This window comes from Flavobacteriales bacterium, assembly GCA_016713875.1.
Classification (GTDB): Bacteria; Bacteroidota; Bacteroidia; order Flavobacteriales_F; family PHOS-HE28; genus PHOS-HE28.
Map to the genome: position 1 here is coordinate 3,795,402 of JADJOI010000003.1, position 15,863 is coordinate 3,811,264.

13 protein-coding genes are annotated in these 15,863 nt (G+C 65.7%); 1 reads left to right on the forward strand and 12 read right to left on the reverse strand.

The features are described from left to right. Window positions 1-26 precede the first annotated feature (26 nt). From IPJ87_17735 to IPJ87_17760, 6 genes are all read right to left on the reverse strand, one after another. Window positions 27-2,474: a UvrD-helicase domain-containing protein gene (locus tag IPJ87_17735; protein ID MBK7943686.1), complete on the reverse strand. Its 2,448-nt coding sequence runs from the start codon at window positions 2,472-2,474 to the stop codon at window positions 27-29. Window positions 2,475-2,577: 103 nt separating this feature from the next. Continuing rightward, the gene (locus IPJ87_17740; protein MBK7943687.1) at window positions 2,578-5,421 is read right to left on the reverse strand and encodes a T9SS type A sorting domain-containing protein; all 2,844 of its coding nucleotides are present in this window, start codon (window positions 5,419-5,421) and stop codon (window positions 2,578-2,580) included. Between the two features lie 112 nt (window positions 5,422-5,533). After that, a complete protein-coding gene (locus IPJ87_17745; GenBank protein MBK7943688.1) occupies window positions 5,534-6,349 on the reverse strand; it encodes a hypothetical protein in 816 nt (271 codons plus the stop codon). A 36-nt stretch (window positions 6,350-6,385) separates the two neighbouring features. Then, a complete protein-coding gene (gene eno, locus IPJ87_17750; GenBank protein MBK7943689.1) occupies window positions 6,386-7,672 on the reverse strand; it encodes a phosphopyruvate hydratase in 1,287 nt (428 codons plus the stop codon). 64 nt (window positions 7,673-7,736) lie between these two features. Beyond that, entirely contained in the window at window positions 7,737-8,873 is a 1,137-nt protein-coding gene (carA, locus tag IPJ87_17755; GenBank protein MBK7943690.1) for a glutamine-hydrolyzing carbamoyl-phosphate synthase small subunit, read from the reverse strand. Window positions 8,874-8,944: 71 nt separating this feature from the next. Then, the gene (locus IPJ87_17760) at window positions 8,945-11,098 is read right to left on the reverse strand and encodes a PQQ-dependent sugar dehydrogenase (GenBank protein ID MBK7943691.1); all 2,154 of its coding nucleotides are present in this window, start codon (window positions 11,096-11,098) and stop codon (window positions 8,945-8,947) included. Window positions 11,099-11,238: 140 nt separating this feature from the next. On the opposite strand from IPJ87_17760, the gene IPJ87_17765 reads away from it, so the two are divergent. Continuing rightward, the gene (locus tag IPJ87_17765; protein ID MBK7943692.1) at window positions 11,239-12,324 is read left to right on the forward strand and encodes an acyltransferase; all 1,086 of its coding nucleotides are present in this window, start codon (window positions 11,239-11,241) and stop codon (window positions 12,322-12,324) included. A gap of 299 nt (window positions 12,325-12,623) precedes the next feature. Here IPJ87_17765 and rplQ read toward each other — a convergent pair whose 3' ends face one another. From rplQ to rpmJ, 6 genes are all read right to left on the reverse strand, one after another. Beyond that, complete coding sequence (rplQ, locus tag IPJ87_17770) at window positions 12,624-13,112, reverse strand: 50S ribosomal protein L17 (protein MBK7943693.1); 489 nt, start codon at window positions 13,110-13,112, stop codon at window positions 12,624-12,626. Window positions 13,113-13,165: 53 nt separating this feature from the next. After that, a complete protein-coding gene (locus IPJ87_17775) occupies window positions 13,166-14,158 on the reverse strand; it encodes a DNA-directed RNA polymerase subunit alpha (GenBank protein MBK7943694.1) in 993 nt (330 codons plus the stop codon). 29 nt (window positions 14,159-14,187) lie between these two features. After that, window positions 14,188-14,793 carry a 30S ribosomal protein S4 gene (gene rpsD, locus IPJ87_17780; GenBank protein ID MBK7943695.1) on the reverse strand — a complete coding sequence of 202 codons (606 nt, stop codon included), beginning with the start codon at window positions 14,791-14,793 and terminating at the stop codon, window positions 14,188-14,190. An 83-nt stretch (window positions 14,794-14,876) separates the two neighbouring features. Continuing rightward, entirely contained in the window at window positions 14,877-15,284 is a 408-nt protein-coding gene (gene rpsK / locus IPJ87_17785) for a 30S ribosomal protein S11 (GenBank protein ID MBK7943696.1), read from the reverse strand. A gap of 65 nt (window positions 15,285-15,349) precedes the next feature. Next, window positions 15,350-15,727 (reverse strand): 30S ribosomal protein S13, encoded by a 378-nt coding sequence (rpsM, locus tag IPJ87_17790; GenBank protein MBK7943697.1) that lies wholly within the window; start codon window positions 15,725-15,727, stop codon window positions 15,350-15,352. Window positions 15,728-15,740: 13 nt separating this feature from the next. Continuing rightward, window positions 15,741-15,857: a 50S ribosomal protein L36 gene (gene rpmJ / locus IPJ87_17795; protein ID MBK7943698.1), complete on the reverse strand. Its 117-nt coding sequence runs from the start codon at window positions 15,855-15,857 to the stop codon at window positions 15,741-15,743. Between the last annotated feature and the right edge of the window lie 6 nt (window positions 15,858-15,863).

The window sequence follows — 15,863 nt, forward strand, 5'->3', positions numbered from 1 at the left end:
GGCCGTGTCGGTCCGCGTTCGGAAGGTCATCCTTCCACCACCCGGAGCTTCGCGAAGCGCAGCAGCAGTTGTTTCTGCCCGGCACTGGGGAAGAACACCGTGGCCTTCAGGTCCGGTGCGCGCCCCTCGATCTTGAGCACCTTGCCGCGGCCGAAGCGTTCGTGCTCCACGGTCATGCCCTCGGCGAGGTCGGGTGATGGACCGCCCAGGCTGGTGGTGGCCTCCAGCGGGGCACCGCCATCGGTGATGCGTTTGAGGCTCTTGCGCGGCGGTGCGGCCGGGGGCGGTGGGCCGGATGGCGCCGGCCGGGCCGACGGGGCCGACCGCTCGCGACCGGGCACAGGCCGGGCGCCCGCCTCTGAGGCGGGCCGGTCGAAGGCTCCGGCGCGGCTGGCCCAGGGCGGGGTGATGGACCGGCGCTCGCTGAAGCCTGGTCCGGAGCGGGTGTTCGCCGTGGGCAGTTCGAGGTACTTCGGATCGATCTCATCGATGAAGCGGCTCGGCTCGCCGGCGGTGAGCTGCCCCCATTTGTAGCGGCTCATGGCGTAGCTCAAGGTGGCGCGGATACGAGCCCGGGTGAGGGCCACGTAGAAAAGCCGGCGCTCCTCCTCCAGGTCGGCACGGGTGGTCACGCTCATCTGGTTGGGGAACAGCTCCTCCTCCAGGCCTACGATGTGCACATAAGAGAACTCCAGGCCCTTGGCACTGTGGATGGTCATGAGGCTCACCCGGTCCGTGTCGTTCGGATCCTCGTTGTCCGCATCGGTCAGCAGCGCCACGTCGATGAGGAAGTCGGACAGGGTGCGGGGGGCGTCGGTGCCCTCCTGTGCATCGCTGAAGGCCTTCATGCCGGCCAGCAGTTCCTGGATGTTCTCGTAGCGGCTCACGCCCTCGGGCGTCTTGTCGGCGAAGAGGTCGCTGAGGAGGCCGGTGGTGCGGGCGATGTACTCCCCGAGCGCATGCGCGCTCTGGTCCTCGAGCATGGTGCGGAAGCTGCGCACCATCAGCACGAACTCCGCCAGGCGCTTGCGCATGCCGTCGTGCACATCGAGCTCGCCGAGGTGGGCGTTCAGCAGGTCCCACACGCTGATGGAGCGTTCGCCGGCGGCCACCATCAGCTTCTCCACGGTGGTCTGCCCGATGCCGCGGGCGGGGTAGTTGATGATGCGCTTGAGCGCCTCCTCATCGTTGGGGTTGCAGGTGAGGCGGAAGTAGGCCAGCAGGTCCTTGATCTCCTTGCGCTGGTAGAAGCTGAGGCCGCCGTGGATGCGGTAGGGGATGTTGAGCTTGCGCAGGGCTTCCTCCATGCTGCGGCTCTGCGCGTTGGTGCGGTACAGGATCGCGAATTCCTTGTTGGCCACCTGGCGCTGCATCCGCATTTCGAAGATGCTGTGCGCCACGAAGGTCCCCTCTTCGTTGTCGCTCATGGCCCGGTGTACGAGGATGCGCTCACCCTCCGGGTTGTCCGTCCAGACCGTCTTGCGGATCTGGTCTCGGTTCTTGTCGATCACCGAGTTGGCGGCGCCGACGATGACCTTGGTGCTCCGGTAGTTCTGTTCGAGCTTGAAGAGCACATGGTCGGGGTAGTCCTTCCGGAAGTTGAGGATGTTCTGGATGTTGGCCCCGCGAAAGGCATAGATGCTCTGGCTGTCGTCGCCCACCACTGTGAGGTTCTCGTGCCGCGCGGCGAGGGTGCGCACGATATTGTACTGGGCGAGGTTCGTGTCCTGGTACTCGTCCACCAGGATGTATTGGAACCGCTGCTGGTACTTCAGCATGGCGTCCGGGTGGTCGCGGAAGAGCAGGTTGGTGTTGAACAGGAGGTCGTCGAAGTCCATGGCACCGGCGCGGAAGCAACGTTCGGCGTAGGCCTTGTAGAGCTCACCGAGCCTGGGCCGCAGCGCGGCGGCATCGGCGGCCATCAGCTCGGCGTTGTTCAGGTACTCCAGTGGGCCGATGAGGTTGTTCTTGGCGATGCTGATGCGGCCGTGCACCTGATTGGGCTTGTACAGCTTGTCGTCCAGCTGCCACTCCTTGAGGATGGTCTTGATCAGCGAGCGGCTGTCGTCGGTGTCGTAGATGGTGAAGTCCTTGGGGTACCCGAGCTTGTCGGCCTCGGTGCGAAGGATGCGGGCGAAGACGCTGTGGAAGGTGCCCATCCACAGGTTGGCGGCCTCGCTCCGGCCCACCACATGGGCGATGCGCTCCTTCATCTCGCGGGCCGCCTTGTTGGTGAAGGTGAGGGCGAGCACCCGGAAGGCATCGATGCCCTTCACGGCGAGCAGGTGGGCGATGCGGACGGTGAGCACACGGGTCTTGCCCGAACCGGCGCCGGCGATCACGAGGTTGGGGCCGTCGGTGTGCACCACCGCGGCATGCTGCGCCTCATTGAGGCCCTTGAGGTGTTCGTACTGCACGGGCTTGGGCGTGCGCGCCGGTGCACCCGCACGGCACGTCCGCGAAGGTAGGCGCATGGGGCGGGCCTTCCGGCCGTGATTTTCAACAGGGACGAGGAACCGGCATGAACAGGGAAGGGCCTCCCGATGGAGGCCCTTCCCCGCGGGGACATGCCGTCCGTCAGCGGTTCACGATGAGCTTGCGCTTCACGATGCCGGTGGCGGTCTGTCCCGAGATCACGTAGGTGCCCGATGCGAGGTCGGTCAGCTGCACCGGAGCCTGGGTGCCGGTGATCGTGAAGGAGCGCACCAGCACACCCTGTTCATTGAGCAGGTAGTAGGTGCCCGGGCTGCTGGCCTTCACGGTGCACTCCCCGGCGCTGGGGTTCGGGAACACGTCCAGTGTCTCCATGCGCACGGCGGACACCTCCTGGGGCGGAGCATCGGCGACCACCACCGGCGCCAGGGTGCCCGTGACGTTCAGCGTATAATCCTCCACCTCGCCGTAGGTGGAGGTGCCGCAGGGAGTGAGGTTCGCCCCGGCCGCTGCGTCCGTGAGGCGGATCCGCATGCGCACGGCGCCCGTCGTGGTGCCGGTCGGAGCGGTGATGCTGGTGGTGAACGGTCCCACGCCCTGGGGAGAGGCGTACACGGCCTCACCGGCATCGGTGAGCGTGCCGTTGCGGTTCCAGTCGCACCAGATGAGCACGCGGTCCGTGGAATACGGGTTGCCGATGGTGACGGTGATGGACTGGGCCACGCCCACGCTGACGGTCGTGCTCAGGTTGGTGAAGTTGGAGTAGGAGGAGGCCCCGCTCGGATTGTTGATGCTGCCCATGCTCACGTTGGTGATGCGCTCGTAGGCGGTGTTCGAGGTGCCTGCCGTGCAATAGGTGACCACCGTGTTCACCGTCATGGTGATGGAGTTGCTGGTGGCCGTGGTGGGCGAGGCGCAGGGCGAGTTCGAGGTCATCACGCAACCGACCACGGCACCATTGGTGAGCGTGGTGGTGGTGTAGGTGGCGCTGTTCGTGCCCACGTTCGCGCCGTTCACGCGCCACTGGTAGCCGGGGCTGGTGCCTCCATTGGTGGGCGTGGCCGTGAAGGTCACACTGCTGCCGGAATTGGTCGGGTTGCTCCCGGCCGTGATGGCGATGCTCACCGCAGGGGTCACCGTGCCGCTCACCGTCATGGTGATCGCGTTGCTGGTGGCCGGGTTGCCCGTCACCCCGGCGAGGTTGGAGGTCATCACACAGGATACCACCGCCCCGTTCGTCAGTGTGGTGGAGGTGAAGGTGGGCGAGTTGGTGCCCACGTTCGCGCCGTTCACGCGCCATTGGTAGCTGGGGCTGGTGCCTCCGTTGGTGGGCGTGGCCGTGAAGGTGACGCCCGCCCCGGTGCAGGTGGGGTTGGTGCCGCCCGTGAGCGCGATGCTGACACCGGCGGCGTTGCTGCACGGGGTGATCTGGTAGGAGAAGATGCGTGTGCGTGCGGCGCTGGCCCCGCTGGTACCGCCCATGTACTCGCTGGTGCTCCAGAACGTCACACCGTCGGGGTCCAGGCACTGGTGCGCGTAATCGCCCACCCGATTGGTGCCGGTCTGGTGACCCGTGCCCGCCACCACGAGCGATTCGGTCAGCGGCAGCGTGCCGAGCGGATCGCACGAGCGGCGGCCGGTCCAGTAGAGGCTGGGGTACATGCTGGTGGAGTTCGAGCGCAGGTAAGAGAGGCCGATCGATCCGTTGTTGTCCATGCAGATCGAGCCCATCCAGCGGGTGTCCGTGCCGGGGGCGTAGATGCCCTCCTGGTACATGCTCCACGCACCGGTGCTCTGGTTCTGCCGCAGTTCGCACCACTTGATGCCGCGCTGGGTGCTGTTGATGCGCACGGCCCAATTGAGCATCACGGTGTTGTATCCGTTCCACGATCTCCACTGCGCGCGGTACATCATGGCACCACCGATGCCGTCCAGCTTCTGGGTCGTGCCCGGTTGCGGACAGTCGTTCCAACTGGCATTGTACGAGCCGTCGAACGCCGCGGCGGTGATGTTGGTGGCCAGGGCGATGGAGGCCGTGGGCGTGGCGGGCACCCAGTTCACCGTCATGTTGTACACGTTCACGCGGTCGAAGAACCCGGTGCCCCAGCCATTGTCGGAGTAGGAGAAGATGGGACAGGGGCCGCTCGCGGGCAGGGTGCCGTCGGCGGCGCAACCGGGCAGGGGTACGAAGAAGCCGGCCTTGGGCGGCGAGTAGTTCACGTAGACCGCGCGGGCGCCCGGGGTGCCGGCCACCATGGCCGCACGTTCGAAGGCGAAGACCTTCTGCGTGCTCTGATTGGAGGTCATGTAATACCCGTCATGCCACACGCTGAATTTCAGATAGTCCGGGAACTGGGGCGAGGTGTAGGTGTACGTGTAGTACGAGCCGGTGGGATCGGACGTGGTGCTCACCGCGATGTAGATGCGCCGGTCCGTGCTTGTGCCGAACTGGGCGAGCATCCAGCGGTTGGCCGGTTTGTCGTACAGCACGATGGGATCGCCGCTGTTGCCGGTCGGCGGGTTCCACAGGTTGCCTAACGTACCGGTAAGCAGCAGCGCACCGGTGCTCTTGTTGTAGATCCGGAACGTGGTCGAATTGATCATCTGCACATAGTGGCTCGGCCCTGCCGCGCCCGAGGGATCGTAAGGCCGGAAGCCGCTGGCGGTGCCGCCGTTGAAGCTGATCTTCATGCCGCCTGCCCCGCGCTCATCGCCCTCGGCGCGCTGTAGGGTGGCCTCGTCGTTGGCATAGGGTGGCCCGTCCTCTCCTGTGAACTCGTATTTCGGGGGTTCCCGATGAAGGCGGTCCTTGGACTCCCCCCGAACGGGCGAGAAGTCCTGCGGGACGGGGTTCTCGGAGAAGATCTCGCTCAGGGGGCGCGTGATGTGGAAACCGGTGGCGACGATGGCCCCGCTTTCCTGCGAGGCTTCCTGGGCGAACGCGCTGAACGAAGCCGCGCAGAACACAATGGCGAGCGTTGTTCTCATGGAGGGTGGGTTGGGTGTTGGGCTGAACGAATGTGCGGTTTTTCCCGCTCCCTCCCACGGGCTTCGATTGAACGATGCCCGACGTCGCCGGATCGCGGTCCAGGGAAGACCGTTACCGCCGGATGAGGAAGGCGACGTCGAGGGCGTAGAGCGTGGTGCTTCGCAGGGCCGTGAGGTCCACGCCATGCAGCCACATGAGGCCGGTGCCCCACTGGCCGCGCGCGCTCAGGTCCACCCGCTTGCCGATGCGGAAGCCCGCCTGTAGGCCCGCGGAGGCGCGCAGGTAGGTGCACGCACGCACGGGCACACTGCGGTCCAGGAAGGTGGTCTCGGTGGCGCTTCCGTTCACCTCGTCGGTGCGGATGCCGGTGGCCGTCAGGGAACCCGATCCCGCGTGCCCCAGTTCGGCGAGCAGGCCCGGCCGTAGGAAAAAGCTGTTGCTGAGGAACAGCGTCCAGTACGGTCCACCGCCCACGGCGATCTCCAGTTGCGAGATGGAGTAGAAGTACTCGATCGTGCGAGCCGTATCGCCCTGCAGGCTGTCGGTGTGGAAGAAGAGGGTGAAGACCCGGGGTTGAAGGGCGAGGTGCATCGTCCAACCGTGCTCACTGTTGCGTCCATCGCGCAGGCGGGCCAGGGCGAAGCGCGGGCCGAAGCTCCCTCCGATGGCCGTGCTGGAATAACCGAAGTAGTAGTCGGAGGGCTTGCCGGCCATCGGTGGAGGGGCTTCGCGGGAGAACTGTGCGAACCGGTCGAAGCCCATGGGCCCATGGTTCTCCAGCGTCACGCCCACGATGCCACCGATGGCCCGCAGTTTCAGCGGACCCTTCGCGGGCTGATGCCAGTAGGCGGAGTCGGCCGGGTCCTGCGCACCCGCCATGCCCTGGCCCAGCAGGACAGCGAGCAGGAAGAACGATGCACGCGGCATGGAGCGGCCCGGCGGGGCTCCTGCGAAGGTAGCCGGTCAGCGGCCGAAGCGAATGGCCCTGCCCGGGTAGCGGCCGCTCTTGCTCAACTGCTCCTCGATGCGCAGCAGTTGGTTGTACTTCGCGATCCGGTCGCTCCGGCTGGCGCTTCCGGTCTTGATCATGCCGCAGTTGGTGGCCACGGCCAGGTCGGCGATCGTGGTGTCCTCCGTTTCCCCGCTGCGGTGGCTCATCACGGCGGAGTAGCCGGCGCGGTGCGCCATCTCCACGGCCTCCAGGGTCTCGGTCAGCGTGCCGATCTGGTTCACCTTCACCAGGATGCTGTTGGCGATGCCCTTGTCGATGCCTTCGGCCAGCCGCGCGGTGTTGGTCACGAACAGGTCGTCGCCCACCAGTTGGATGGTGGACCCCACGGCCTCGGTGAGCTTCTTCCAGCCGGCCCAGTCGTCCTCGGCCATGCCGTCCTCGATGCTCACGATGGGGTAGCGCTTGCACCAGTCCTTCCAGAAGGCCACCATCTCGTCGCTGGTGAGGCTGTCGCCTGTGCTTTCCAGCACGTAGCGTTTCTTCTTGGCGTCGTAGAACTCCGTGCTGGCGCAATCGAGGGCGAGCACGATGTCCTCTCCCGGCCTGTAACCCGCCTTCTCGATGGCCTGCATCACCACCTTGAGGGCCTCCTCGTTGCTGGGCAGGTCGGGTGCGAACCCGCCTTCGTCACCCACGTTGGTGCCGAGGCCGCGGCCTTTCAGCACGGCCTTCAGGTGGTGGAAGACCTCGGCGCCCATGCGCAGGCCCTGCGCGAAGCTGGTGGCGCCCACGGGCATGATCATGAATTCCTGGACATCCACCTTGTTGTCGGCGTGCGCACCACCGTTGAGGATGTTCATCAAGGGCACCGGCAGGGTGGAGGCGTTGGCGCCGCCCACATAGCGGTAGAGCGGCAACCCGGCCTGGCTGGCGGCGGCCTTGGCCACGGCGAGGCTCACGCCCAGGATGGCGTTCGCGCCCAGGTTGCTCTTGTTCGGGGTGCCGTCCAGTCCCATCATCGCCTTGTCGATCAAGGCCTGCTGATCCACGGGTGCCCCGTGCAGCTCATCGTTCAGGGTCGTGTTCACATGCTCCACGGCCTTGGTGACGCCCTTGCCGAGGTAGCGCTTCTTGTCGCCGTCGCGCAGCTCCATGGCCTCGTGGGCGCCGGTGCTAGCGCCGCTGGGGACGGCGGCACGGCCCATGTCGCCCTCATCGGTGAACACGTCCACTTCGATGGTGGGGTTGCCGCGGGAATCCAGGATCTCGCGGGCTTGGATCTTGGCGATCAGGCTCATGGGGAATGCTGGGGGGGGAGGCGGAAAGCTGAAAGTGGGAAACTGGAACGGCCCTTCTCGCCGGTCATGCGTTCTGGTGAAGGGGCTTTGGTACGGCGGTGTGCGCCTTCATGTTCTCCACGAAGTCGTCAAAGAGATAGCGCGCATCGTTGGGGCCGGGACCCGCTTCGGGATGGTGCTGTACGCTGAACACGGGCCGCCCCTTGAGGCGCAGCCCGGCGATGCTGCCGTCGTTGAGGTGCACGTGGGTGATCTCCACATCGGCATGGGCTTCGGCCTGGGCGCGGCGGGCCACGAATCCATGGTTCTGGCTGGTGATCTCGTCGTGCCCGGTCACCAGGTTCTTCACCGGGTGATTGATCCCGCGATGGCCGTGGTGCATCTTCTCGGTGCCGATGCCGAGGCTCTCGGCCAGGAGCTGATGCCCCAGGCAGATGCCGAACACGGGCAGGCCGGTGGATCGGATGGCGGTCACCAGCGCCACGCTGGCGGGCATGGCGGCCGGGTCGCCCGGGCCGTTGCTGAGCAGGAAGCCGCTGGGCCGCCAGGAGAGGATGTCCTCCAAGGGGGTGTGCATGGGGAACACGCGCACCAGGCATCCGCGCTCGGTGAGGCAGCGCAGGATGTTGGTCTTCACACCGAAATCCACCAAGGCCACGCGATGGGGGGAGCCGGGGTCGCCCGCTTCAAAGGCGGTGGCGGCGGTCACACGGCTGCTCAGTTCCAGCCCGGCCATGGAGGGCACGGCGAGCAGGCGTTCGCGCAGGCGCGTTGGATCCAGCTCGGTGCTGCTGATGACCGCGTTCTGCGCACCATGGTCACGGATATGGCGCACCAGTCGACGCGTGTCCACCTCGCTGATGCCCACGGTACCGGCCTGTCTCAGGTGATCCTCCAGGGACCCCGTGCCACCGGGCCGGCTCCACACGTCGCTGAACTTTTTCACCACGAGCCCGGCGATGGTCACGCGGGCGCTCTCCTCCTCACCGGCCTTGACGCCATAGTTGCCGATGTGGGGCGAGGCCATCACCATGAGCTGGCCGGTGTAGCTGGGGTCGGAGAAGATCTCCTGGTACCCGGTCATCCCCGTATTGAAGCAGATCTCGCCCGTGGCGATGCCCGTTGCGCCGATGGCGCGGCCCTCGAACAAGGTGCCGTCCGCGAGCAACAGGACGGCCTTGGGGCGTTGGCTGACCAACATCGGGCGCCAAAGATACCCGGTGGGCCCATCGGCGCCGGGCCCAGTTGTCCACAGCTGTGGGATCGGCCGGGTCAGGGCAGCTGTTCCAGGCGCACGGCCGTGGGGGTCGCGCCACCGATGGTCACCAGCACCAGATCGCGGTCGTTGCGCGAGCCGGTGTACTTCACCAGGCCGTCCAGGTTCACATCGGCCTGCAGGTATCCGCTGCTCACCGCCGTGGGAGGCGTTCCGCCGATCGACACCAGCACCGCATCCCGGTCGTTGGTCGCGCCCACGTAGCTCACCTTGCCGTCCAAGGTGGCGTTGCCGGTCCACAGCGTGCGCAGGTTGCCGCGTTCGCGGCGTGGCTCGCTACCGTAACAGGCCGTCGACGGATCGCGCAGGTCCAGCGACAGCGTCGAGCTGCCCAGGTCGAGCGGCGCGGCCGACATCGCGGCCAGGTGGTTGCGGTGCCGCACGGCCACATGGGCGAAGCGCGCAGGCGCCGTCATGATCAGCGGTGACACGCCGTCCAGCGAGACCACCTGACCGTTGCGCTGAAGAAGCGCCGGAGCACGGTCGATGAGCACGTTGGGATCGGTCGCATCCCGCAGTTCGATCAGGACCCAGTCCACCACGGCTTCCGGTCCGCCGTTGTTCAGCGCGCCCGGTGTCAATGTGGCCCCGGGTCCGGCGGTGGGGGTGAGGCCCAGGGCGGAATAGGGCTCCACATCGGGGATCAGACCCTGCACGCGCAATTCGTCGCGCATCCAGCCGAGCAGCGGTTCGAAAGGACCGTCGAGGAGCACGTCCACGTTCATCTCCACCTCGTGCGGCAGCACGGTGATGGGGATGCTCGCGCACACCACGGTGTCCAGCGCGTTGGCCACCTGCAGTTCGGCGAAGAAGGTGCCGGGGCCGGTGAAGGTGTGCTGCACGTTGGGCCCGCTGGCGGCCGGGGCGCCATCGGACCACGACCAGGTGTAGGTCGGGTTGCCGCCGAGGGGGTCCACGGCCTGCGCGCTGAAGGAGACCGTCAGCTGGGGACCGACACCGAAGGAGAGGTCGGCCTCGGCGTTCACGCACTGGGGCCCCGAGCTGGGCACGTGGACCACGCGTTTCACGGCACCCGTGAAGGCGGGCAGGTCGTAGTAGGACAGGTAGAACAGGTCGCCACCGGGGCCGGTGAGGAACTGGGTACAGAAGTTCGCCTGTGTTCCCCCATAGTGCGTGGTGTCCATGAAGGTCCCCTCGGCCACCACACTCCCCAAGGCGTCCAGCTGGGCCCACTTCACCCAGCCGCGGATGAAGTCGCCGTAGAAGTAACGGCCGTTCCAGATGCCGGGATAGTTGCTGCCGCGGTAGGTCACTCCGCCCGTGACGGCCGCGCCCAGGCCGAGGTGTGGGTAGGTGATCAGCGGATCGGTGAAGGCGGGGTCGTCACAGGTGCCGTCCGGGAGCCGGCCCAGTTCGCCACAGATCGGCCAGCCGAAGTTGGCGCCCGGTGCCGCCAGATGCACGTCCTCCCAGGCCAGGGCGTGGTTGTTCGCACCCACCGTGCCGATCAAGAACCGGTCGGTCTGCGGGTCGAAATGACCACGAAAGGGGTTGCGCAGGCCGCTGCAGTAGATGGTCTTCAGCACACCATTGGCGTTCAACGGCCCCGGTGTGGCGTCGGCGAAGGGGTTGTCATCGGGCGCACTGCCGTCCCACCGGAAGCGGTGAAGCTTGCCGAAGGCGCTGGCCATGTCCTGCGCGTTCGCAGGGGTGTGGTCATCGCCGACGGCGAGCAGGATGGTGGTGTCCGGCAGGAACGCGAAGGCCCCGCCGGTGTGGCAGCAGCCTGTGTAGACCGGGGTCTCCCAGATCAGCGTTTCGCTGCTGGGGAGCGCACTGCTGCCCAGGTGTTTGAAGGTCGACAGCCGGTTGCGCTGCCCGTCGGTGGAACGGTAGACGAACACGGCCGAGTCGGTGGCGAAATAGGGGCTGATCCAGAGGCCCACCAGGCCATGCTCGGCGCTGTTATCCACCGGCAGCACCATGTAGGTCGCCAGGGTCACCGGGGCCTGGGCCACCGGGGTGGTGGAGATGCGGATGAGGCCGTCCTTCTGGCCCACCAGGATGCGTCCGTCCGGCAGGAACGCGGCGGTCGTGGGGGCATTGATCCCGCTGGCGATGGTGGTGACGGTGAAGTCGGGGGGTTGGGCGACAGCGGCAAGGGCACCCAGTAGGGCCGGCAGCAGCATGGAACGAAGGATGCGCATGGTGAAAGCAGAGGGCGGCAAATGTATCCCGCAGGCGATGGATCCCCGACGCGATCGGGTGGGGCGCTGCGCCACCGGCGGCGCACGATCGTGGAACCTCCCGTAGGTTCGGGCTCCCGGCGATGCGGCCCTCCCGATCCCATATCCCAGCCCTCGACGGCCTTCGCGGACTTGCTGCGCTGTTCGTGCTCTTCGGGCATTTTCCGGCCATCGAGCATTTCACCGTCCTGCGCAGGGCCTTCACCTGGTTCGATTCCGCGGCGCTGGGGGTCGACGTGTTCTTCGCCCTGAGCGGATTCCTCATCACGCGCATCATCCTCGCCGACAAGGCTGCGGATGCCTTCGGTCTCCGCACCTTCTACCTCCGCCGCGCCTTGCGCATCATGCCGATCTACTACCTCACCATCCTCGTGGTCGGGTTCCTCATCACCTGGGAACACGCCGGATGGTCGGCGCTCTACCTCGGCAATTTCACCTTCGCCTTCGATCCGGCACAGCATCCCCTTCGGCACGTGTGGTCCTTGGCGGTCGAAGAGCACTTCTACCTGGTGTGGCCGCTCGTGCTTGCGAAGGTGAGCGTGCGGACGGCGCGGCGGCTGGCCTTTCCCGTCCTCCCCGGGTTGGCCATCGGGCTGGCCGCCATCACGTGCCAGCTGATGCCGGCGGCGGACGTCGATGCGCTGATCATCCGGGGGTCGATGTACCGGATGCTCTCGATCTGCCTGGGGGCGTGGGTGGCCTTTGAGGAGGAGCGTTCCAGAAGGCTTTCGCTCCCCATCGTCATCGGAATGGCGGTGCTGGCGTTGCTCCTCCCGCATTTCACGATACACAGCCTCGAGCAGCGATGGGGAAGTCTCTTTGTATCGAACTACACGATCAAGTTGATGGTGCTCGCCTGTGCATCACTGTGCTGGCTTCTTGTGGCGTTGAACCTTGACCAACTGGCCGCGCGGTATCCGGTCATGGGTATTCCACGGGCCATGCTGGTCCACCCGGTGCTCCGGTCCATCGGTCTGATCAGCTACGGGCTGTACCTCTACCATTACCCGATCCTGTTCCGCACCGGGTCCATGGAGGAGGTGCTCCTCGGGCCTGGGCGCGCGGTGATGGAACTGGCCTTGGTGTTCACCGTGCCGGTCCTGTCCTGGTTCCTGATCGAGCGGCCGCTGCTCGCGTTCAAGGACAGGATCGGTCGGGCGACGGGTTGATGGGCGGCACGGGTCGTGCGTTGGTGCGAGGCGGGACACCGTTAGGCCGCACTGGTGCACGGATCCTCCGACCCAGGCGTTGTGGCGGTCTTCGCGCTCGCTCTGCTCTACGATGGCCTCAACCGCGTGCGCAAGAGCGTCCTACCCGAGGATGTGGACCAGAAGTGTACGGCACGATGCAGGCCTGCGACCGGGCGGGGAGCTATGTTCGGTGCGTCGGCCAACTCCGTCTGCCGCTCCCCCGGAACGTAGGAAGGGCGCCACGAGGCGCCCTTCCTACGTTCCGGGTTGTTCCATCCTTACTCGGTGGCGCCTTCTCCACCTTCGGCCTTCGGGGCCTTGGGAGCGGCGGTCTTTTCGCCGGCGGGGCGGCGGCTGCGGCGCGTGCGCTTCACCTCGGCACCGGCGGTCTTCTCCGTGGTGTACACGGTGTTGAAGTCCACCAGTTCGATCATGGCCATCTCGCTCGCATCTCCCAAACGGTTGCCCAGCTTGATGATGCGCGTGTAGCCTCCCGGACGAGCGGCCACCTTCGGCGCCACATCGCGGAACAGGGCGGCGGTGGCCTCCTTGTTCTGCAGGTAGGTGAACACCGTGCGGCGGTTGTGCATGCTGTCGTCCTTGCTGCGCGTGATCAGGGGCTCCACGTAACGGCGCAGCGCACGGGCCTTGGCCAGCGTGGTGTTGATGCGCTTGTGTGCGATCAGCGAGCAGGCCAGGTTGCTCAGCAGGGCGTCGCGGTGGGCCTTCTTGCGGCTCAGCGCGTTGTTCTTGTTGCCGTGTCTCATGACTCTGTTCTCTTGGTGGTGCTGCAGCGCGCCATGGGGCCGCCGCAGCTACCTCACTCCTTGTCCAGTTTGTACTTGCTCACGTTCATGCCGAAGCTCAGGCCCTTGTTCTCCACCAGGTCCTCCAGCTCGGTGAGGCTCTTCTTGCCGAAGTTGCGGAACTTCAACAGGTCGTTCTTGTTGTAGCTCACCAGGTCGCCCAGGGTCTCGATGTCGGCGGCCTTCAGGCAGTTGAGGGCGCGCACGCTCAGGTCCATGTCCACCAGCTTGGTCTTCAGCAGCTGACGCATGTGCAGGCTGGTCTCGTCGAACTCCTCCTCCTGCACGCGCTCCTCGATCTCCAGGCTGATGCGCTCGTCGCTGAACAGCATGAAGTGGTGGATGAGGATCTTGGCGGCCTCCTGGAGGGCGTTCTTCGGGGTGATGGAGCCGTCGGTGACCACCTCGATGGTGAGTTTCTCGTAGTCGGTCTTCTGCTCCACGCGGGTGTTCTCCACGGTGTACTTCACGTTCTTGATGGGCGTGAAGACGCTGTCGATGAAGATGGTGCCCACGGGCGCGGTGCCGGTCTTGTTCTCATCGGCGGGCACGTAGCCGCGGCCTTTGCCGATGGTGAGCTCGATGGTGAGCTTCACGGAGGGTTCCATGTGGCAGATGACGTGCTCGGGGTTGAGCACCTGGAAGCCGGTGGTGTGCTTGCCGATGTCGCCTGCTGTGAAGGCCTCCTTGCCGGTGATGGTGAAGGACACCTTCTCGGTGCTGACGTCCTCCAGCTGGCGGCGGAAGCGCACCTGCTTGAGGTTGAGGACGATCTCGGTGACGTCCTCAATGACGCCCTTGATGGTGCTGAACTCGTGCTCGACGCCGTCGACGCGAATGGCCGTGATGGCGTGTCCTTCGAGGCTGCTGAGCAGGATGCGGCGCAGGGCGTTACCGATGGTGATGCCGTAGCCGGGCTCCAGGGGGCGGAACTCGAAGGAACCGCGCTGGTCGTCACTTTCGATCATCACGACCTTGTCGGGCCGCTGGAAATCAAGGATGGGCATGGTGTGTCCGTTCGGTTTTGGGGAGGTTCTTACTTGGAGTACAGTTCCACGATGAGCTGTTCGCGGATGTTCTCCGGGATCTGGGCGCGCTCAGGCATGGCGATAAGCTTGCCGGACAGGGTGGAGGGGTTCCACTCGAGCCAGTCGAAGCGTTTGTGGGTGGAGGACACGCTGTTGGCGATGGCCTCCAGGCTGCGGCTCTTCTCGCGCACGGCCACGCTCTGGCCGGGGCGCAGGGAGTAGCTGGGCACGTTCACCACCTGCTGGTCCACCGTGATGTGGCCGTGGCTCACCAGCTGGCGGGCGGCGCGGCGGGTGGGGGCGATGCCCAGGCGGTAGACGGTGTTGTCCAGGCGGGCTTCGCAGAGCTGAAGGAGGGTCTCACCGGTGATCCCCTTCTTGCTGGCGGCCACCCCGAACATCTTCTGGAACTGGCGTTCCAGGATGCCGTAGGTGTACTTGGCCTTCTGCTTTTCGGCGAGCTGGAGGGAGTATTCGCTCTCCTTCTTGCGGCGCTTGTTCGGCCCATGCTGCCCGGGGCTGTACGGCTTGCGCTCCATCCACTTGTCCTCACCGTAGATGGGTTCCTTGAACTTGCGCGCGATCTTGGTCTGAGGTCCGGTATAACGTGCCATTTTTTTTGTTTTGGGTGCGGCCTTGGTATTCCCGCACCAACACCGGGGCGCCCGTCCGCGCCCCTACAGGTTGTGGTTATCGATCAAACACGGCGTTTCTTGGGCGGACGGCAGCCGTTGTGGGGCATGGGGGTGATGTCCACGATCTCGGTGACCTCCACGCCGCTGTTGTGCAGGGCACGGATGGCGCTTTCGCGACCACCACCTGGGCCCTTCACGAACACCTTCACCTTGCGAAGGCCGAGCTCGAAGGCCTCGCGTGCGGCCTCCTCTGCGCTCACCTGGCCGGCGTAGGGGGTGTTCTTCTTGCTGCCACGGAAGCCCTGCTTGCCGGCGCTCGACCAACTGATCACCTCGCCCTTGTTGTTGGTGAGGCTCACGATGATGTTGTTGAACGTGGCGTGGATGTGGGCCTGTCCGAAGGCCTCCACATGCACGTTCTTCTTCTTCTTCTTGCCGGCGGCGGCGCCTTTGTCCTGCTGCTTTGCCATTGTCGTTGTCTATTGGTCGGGGTACTGACCATCATCGCCCAAGCAGGGCGAGGCATGCCTCGCCCCTACTTGGTCGCTTTCTTCTTGTTGGCCACGGTCTTGCGCTTGCCCTTGCGGGTGCGGCTGTTGGTGCGGGTGCGCTGGCCGCGCACGGGCAGGCCGCTGCGGTGGCGCAAACCCCGGTAGCTGCCGATGTCCATCAGGCGCTTGATGCTGAGCTGCACCTCACTGCGCAGCGCACCCTCCACCTTGATGTTGTCGTTGATGAACTGGCGGATGCGCGACTGCTCGTCGTCGTTCCATTCCTCCACCTGCTTGTCGGGGTCCACCTCCGCGTTGCGGAGGATCTCCAGCGCGCGGCTGCGGCCGATGCCGTAGATGTAGGTGAGCCCGATGGCCCCGCGTTTGTGCTTGGGTAGGTCGATGCCTGCGATACGTGCCATGGTGGTGCGGTTATCAGCCCTGACGTTGCTTGAACTTCGGGTTCTTCTTGTTGATCACATACAGGCGCCCCTTGCGGCGGACGATCTTGCAGTCCGCCGAGCGCTTCTTGAGGGAGGTCCTGACCTTCATCGGGTG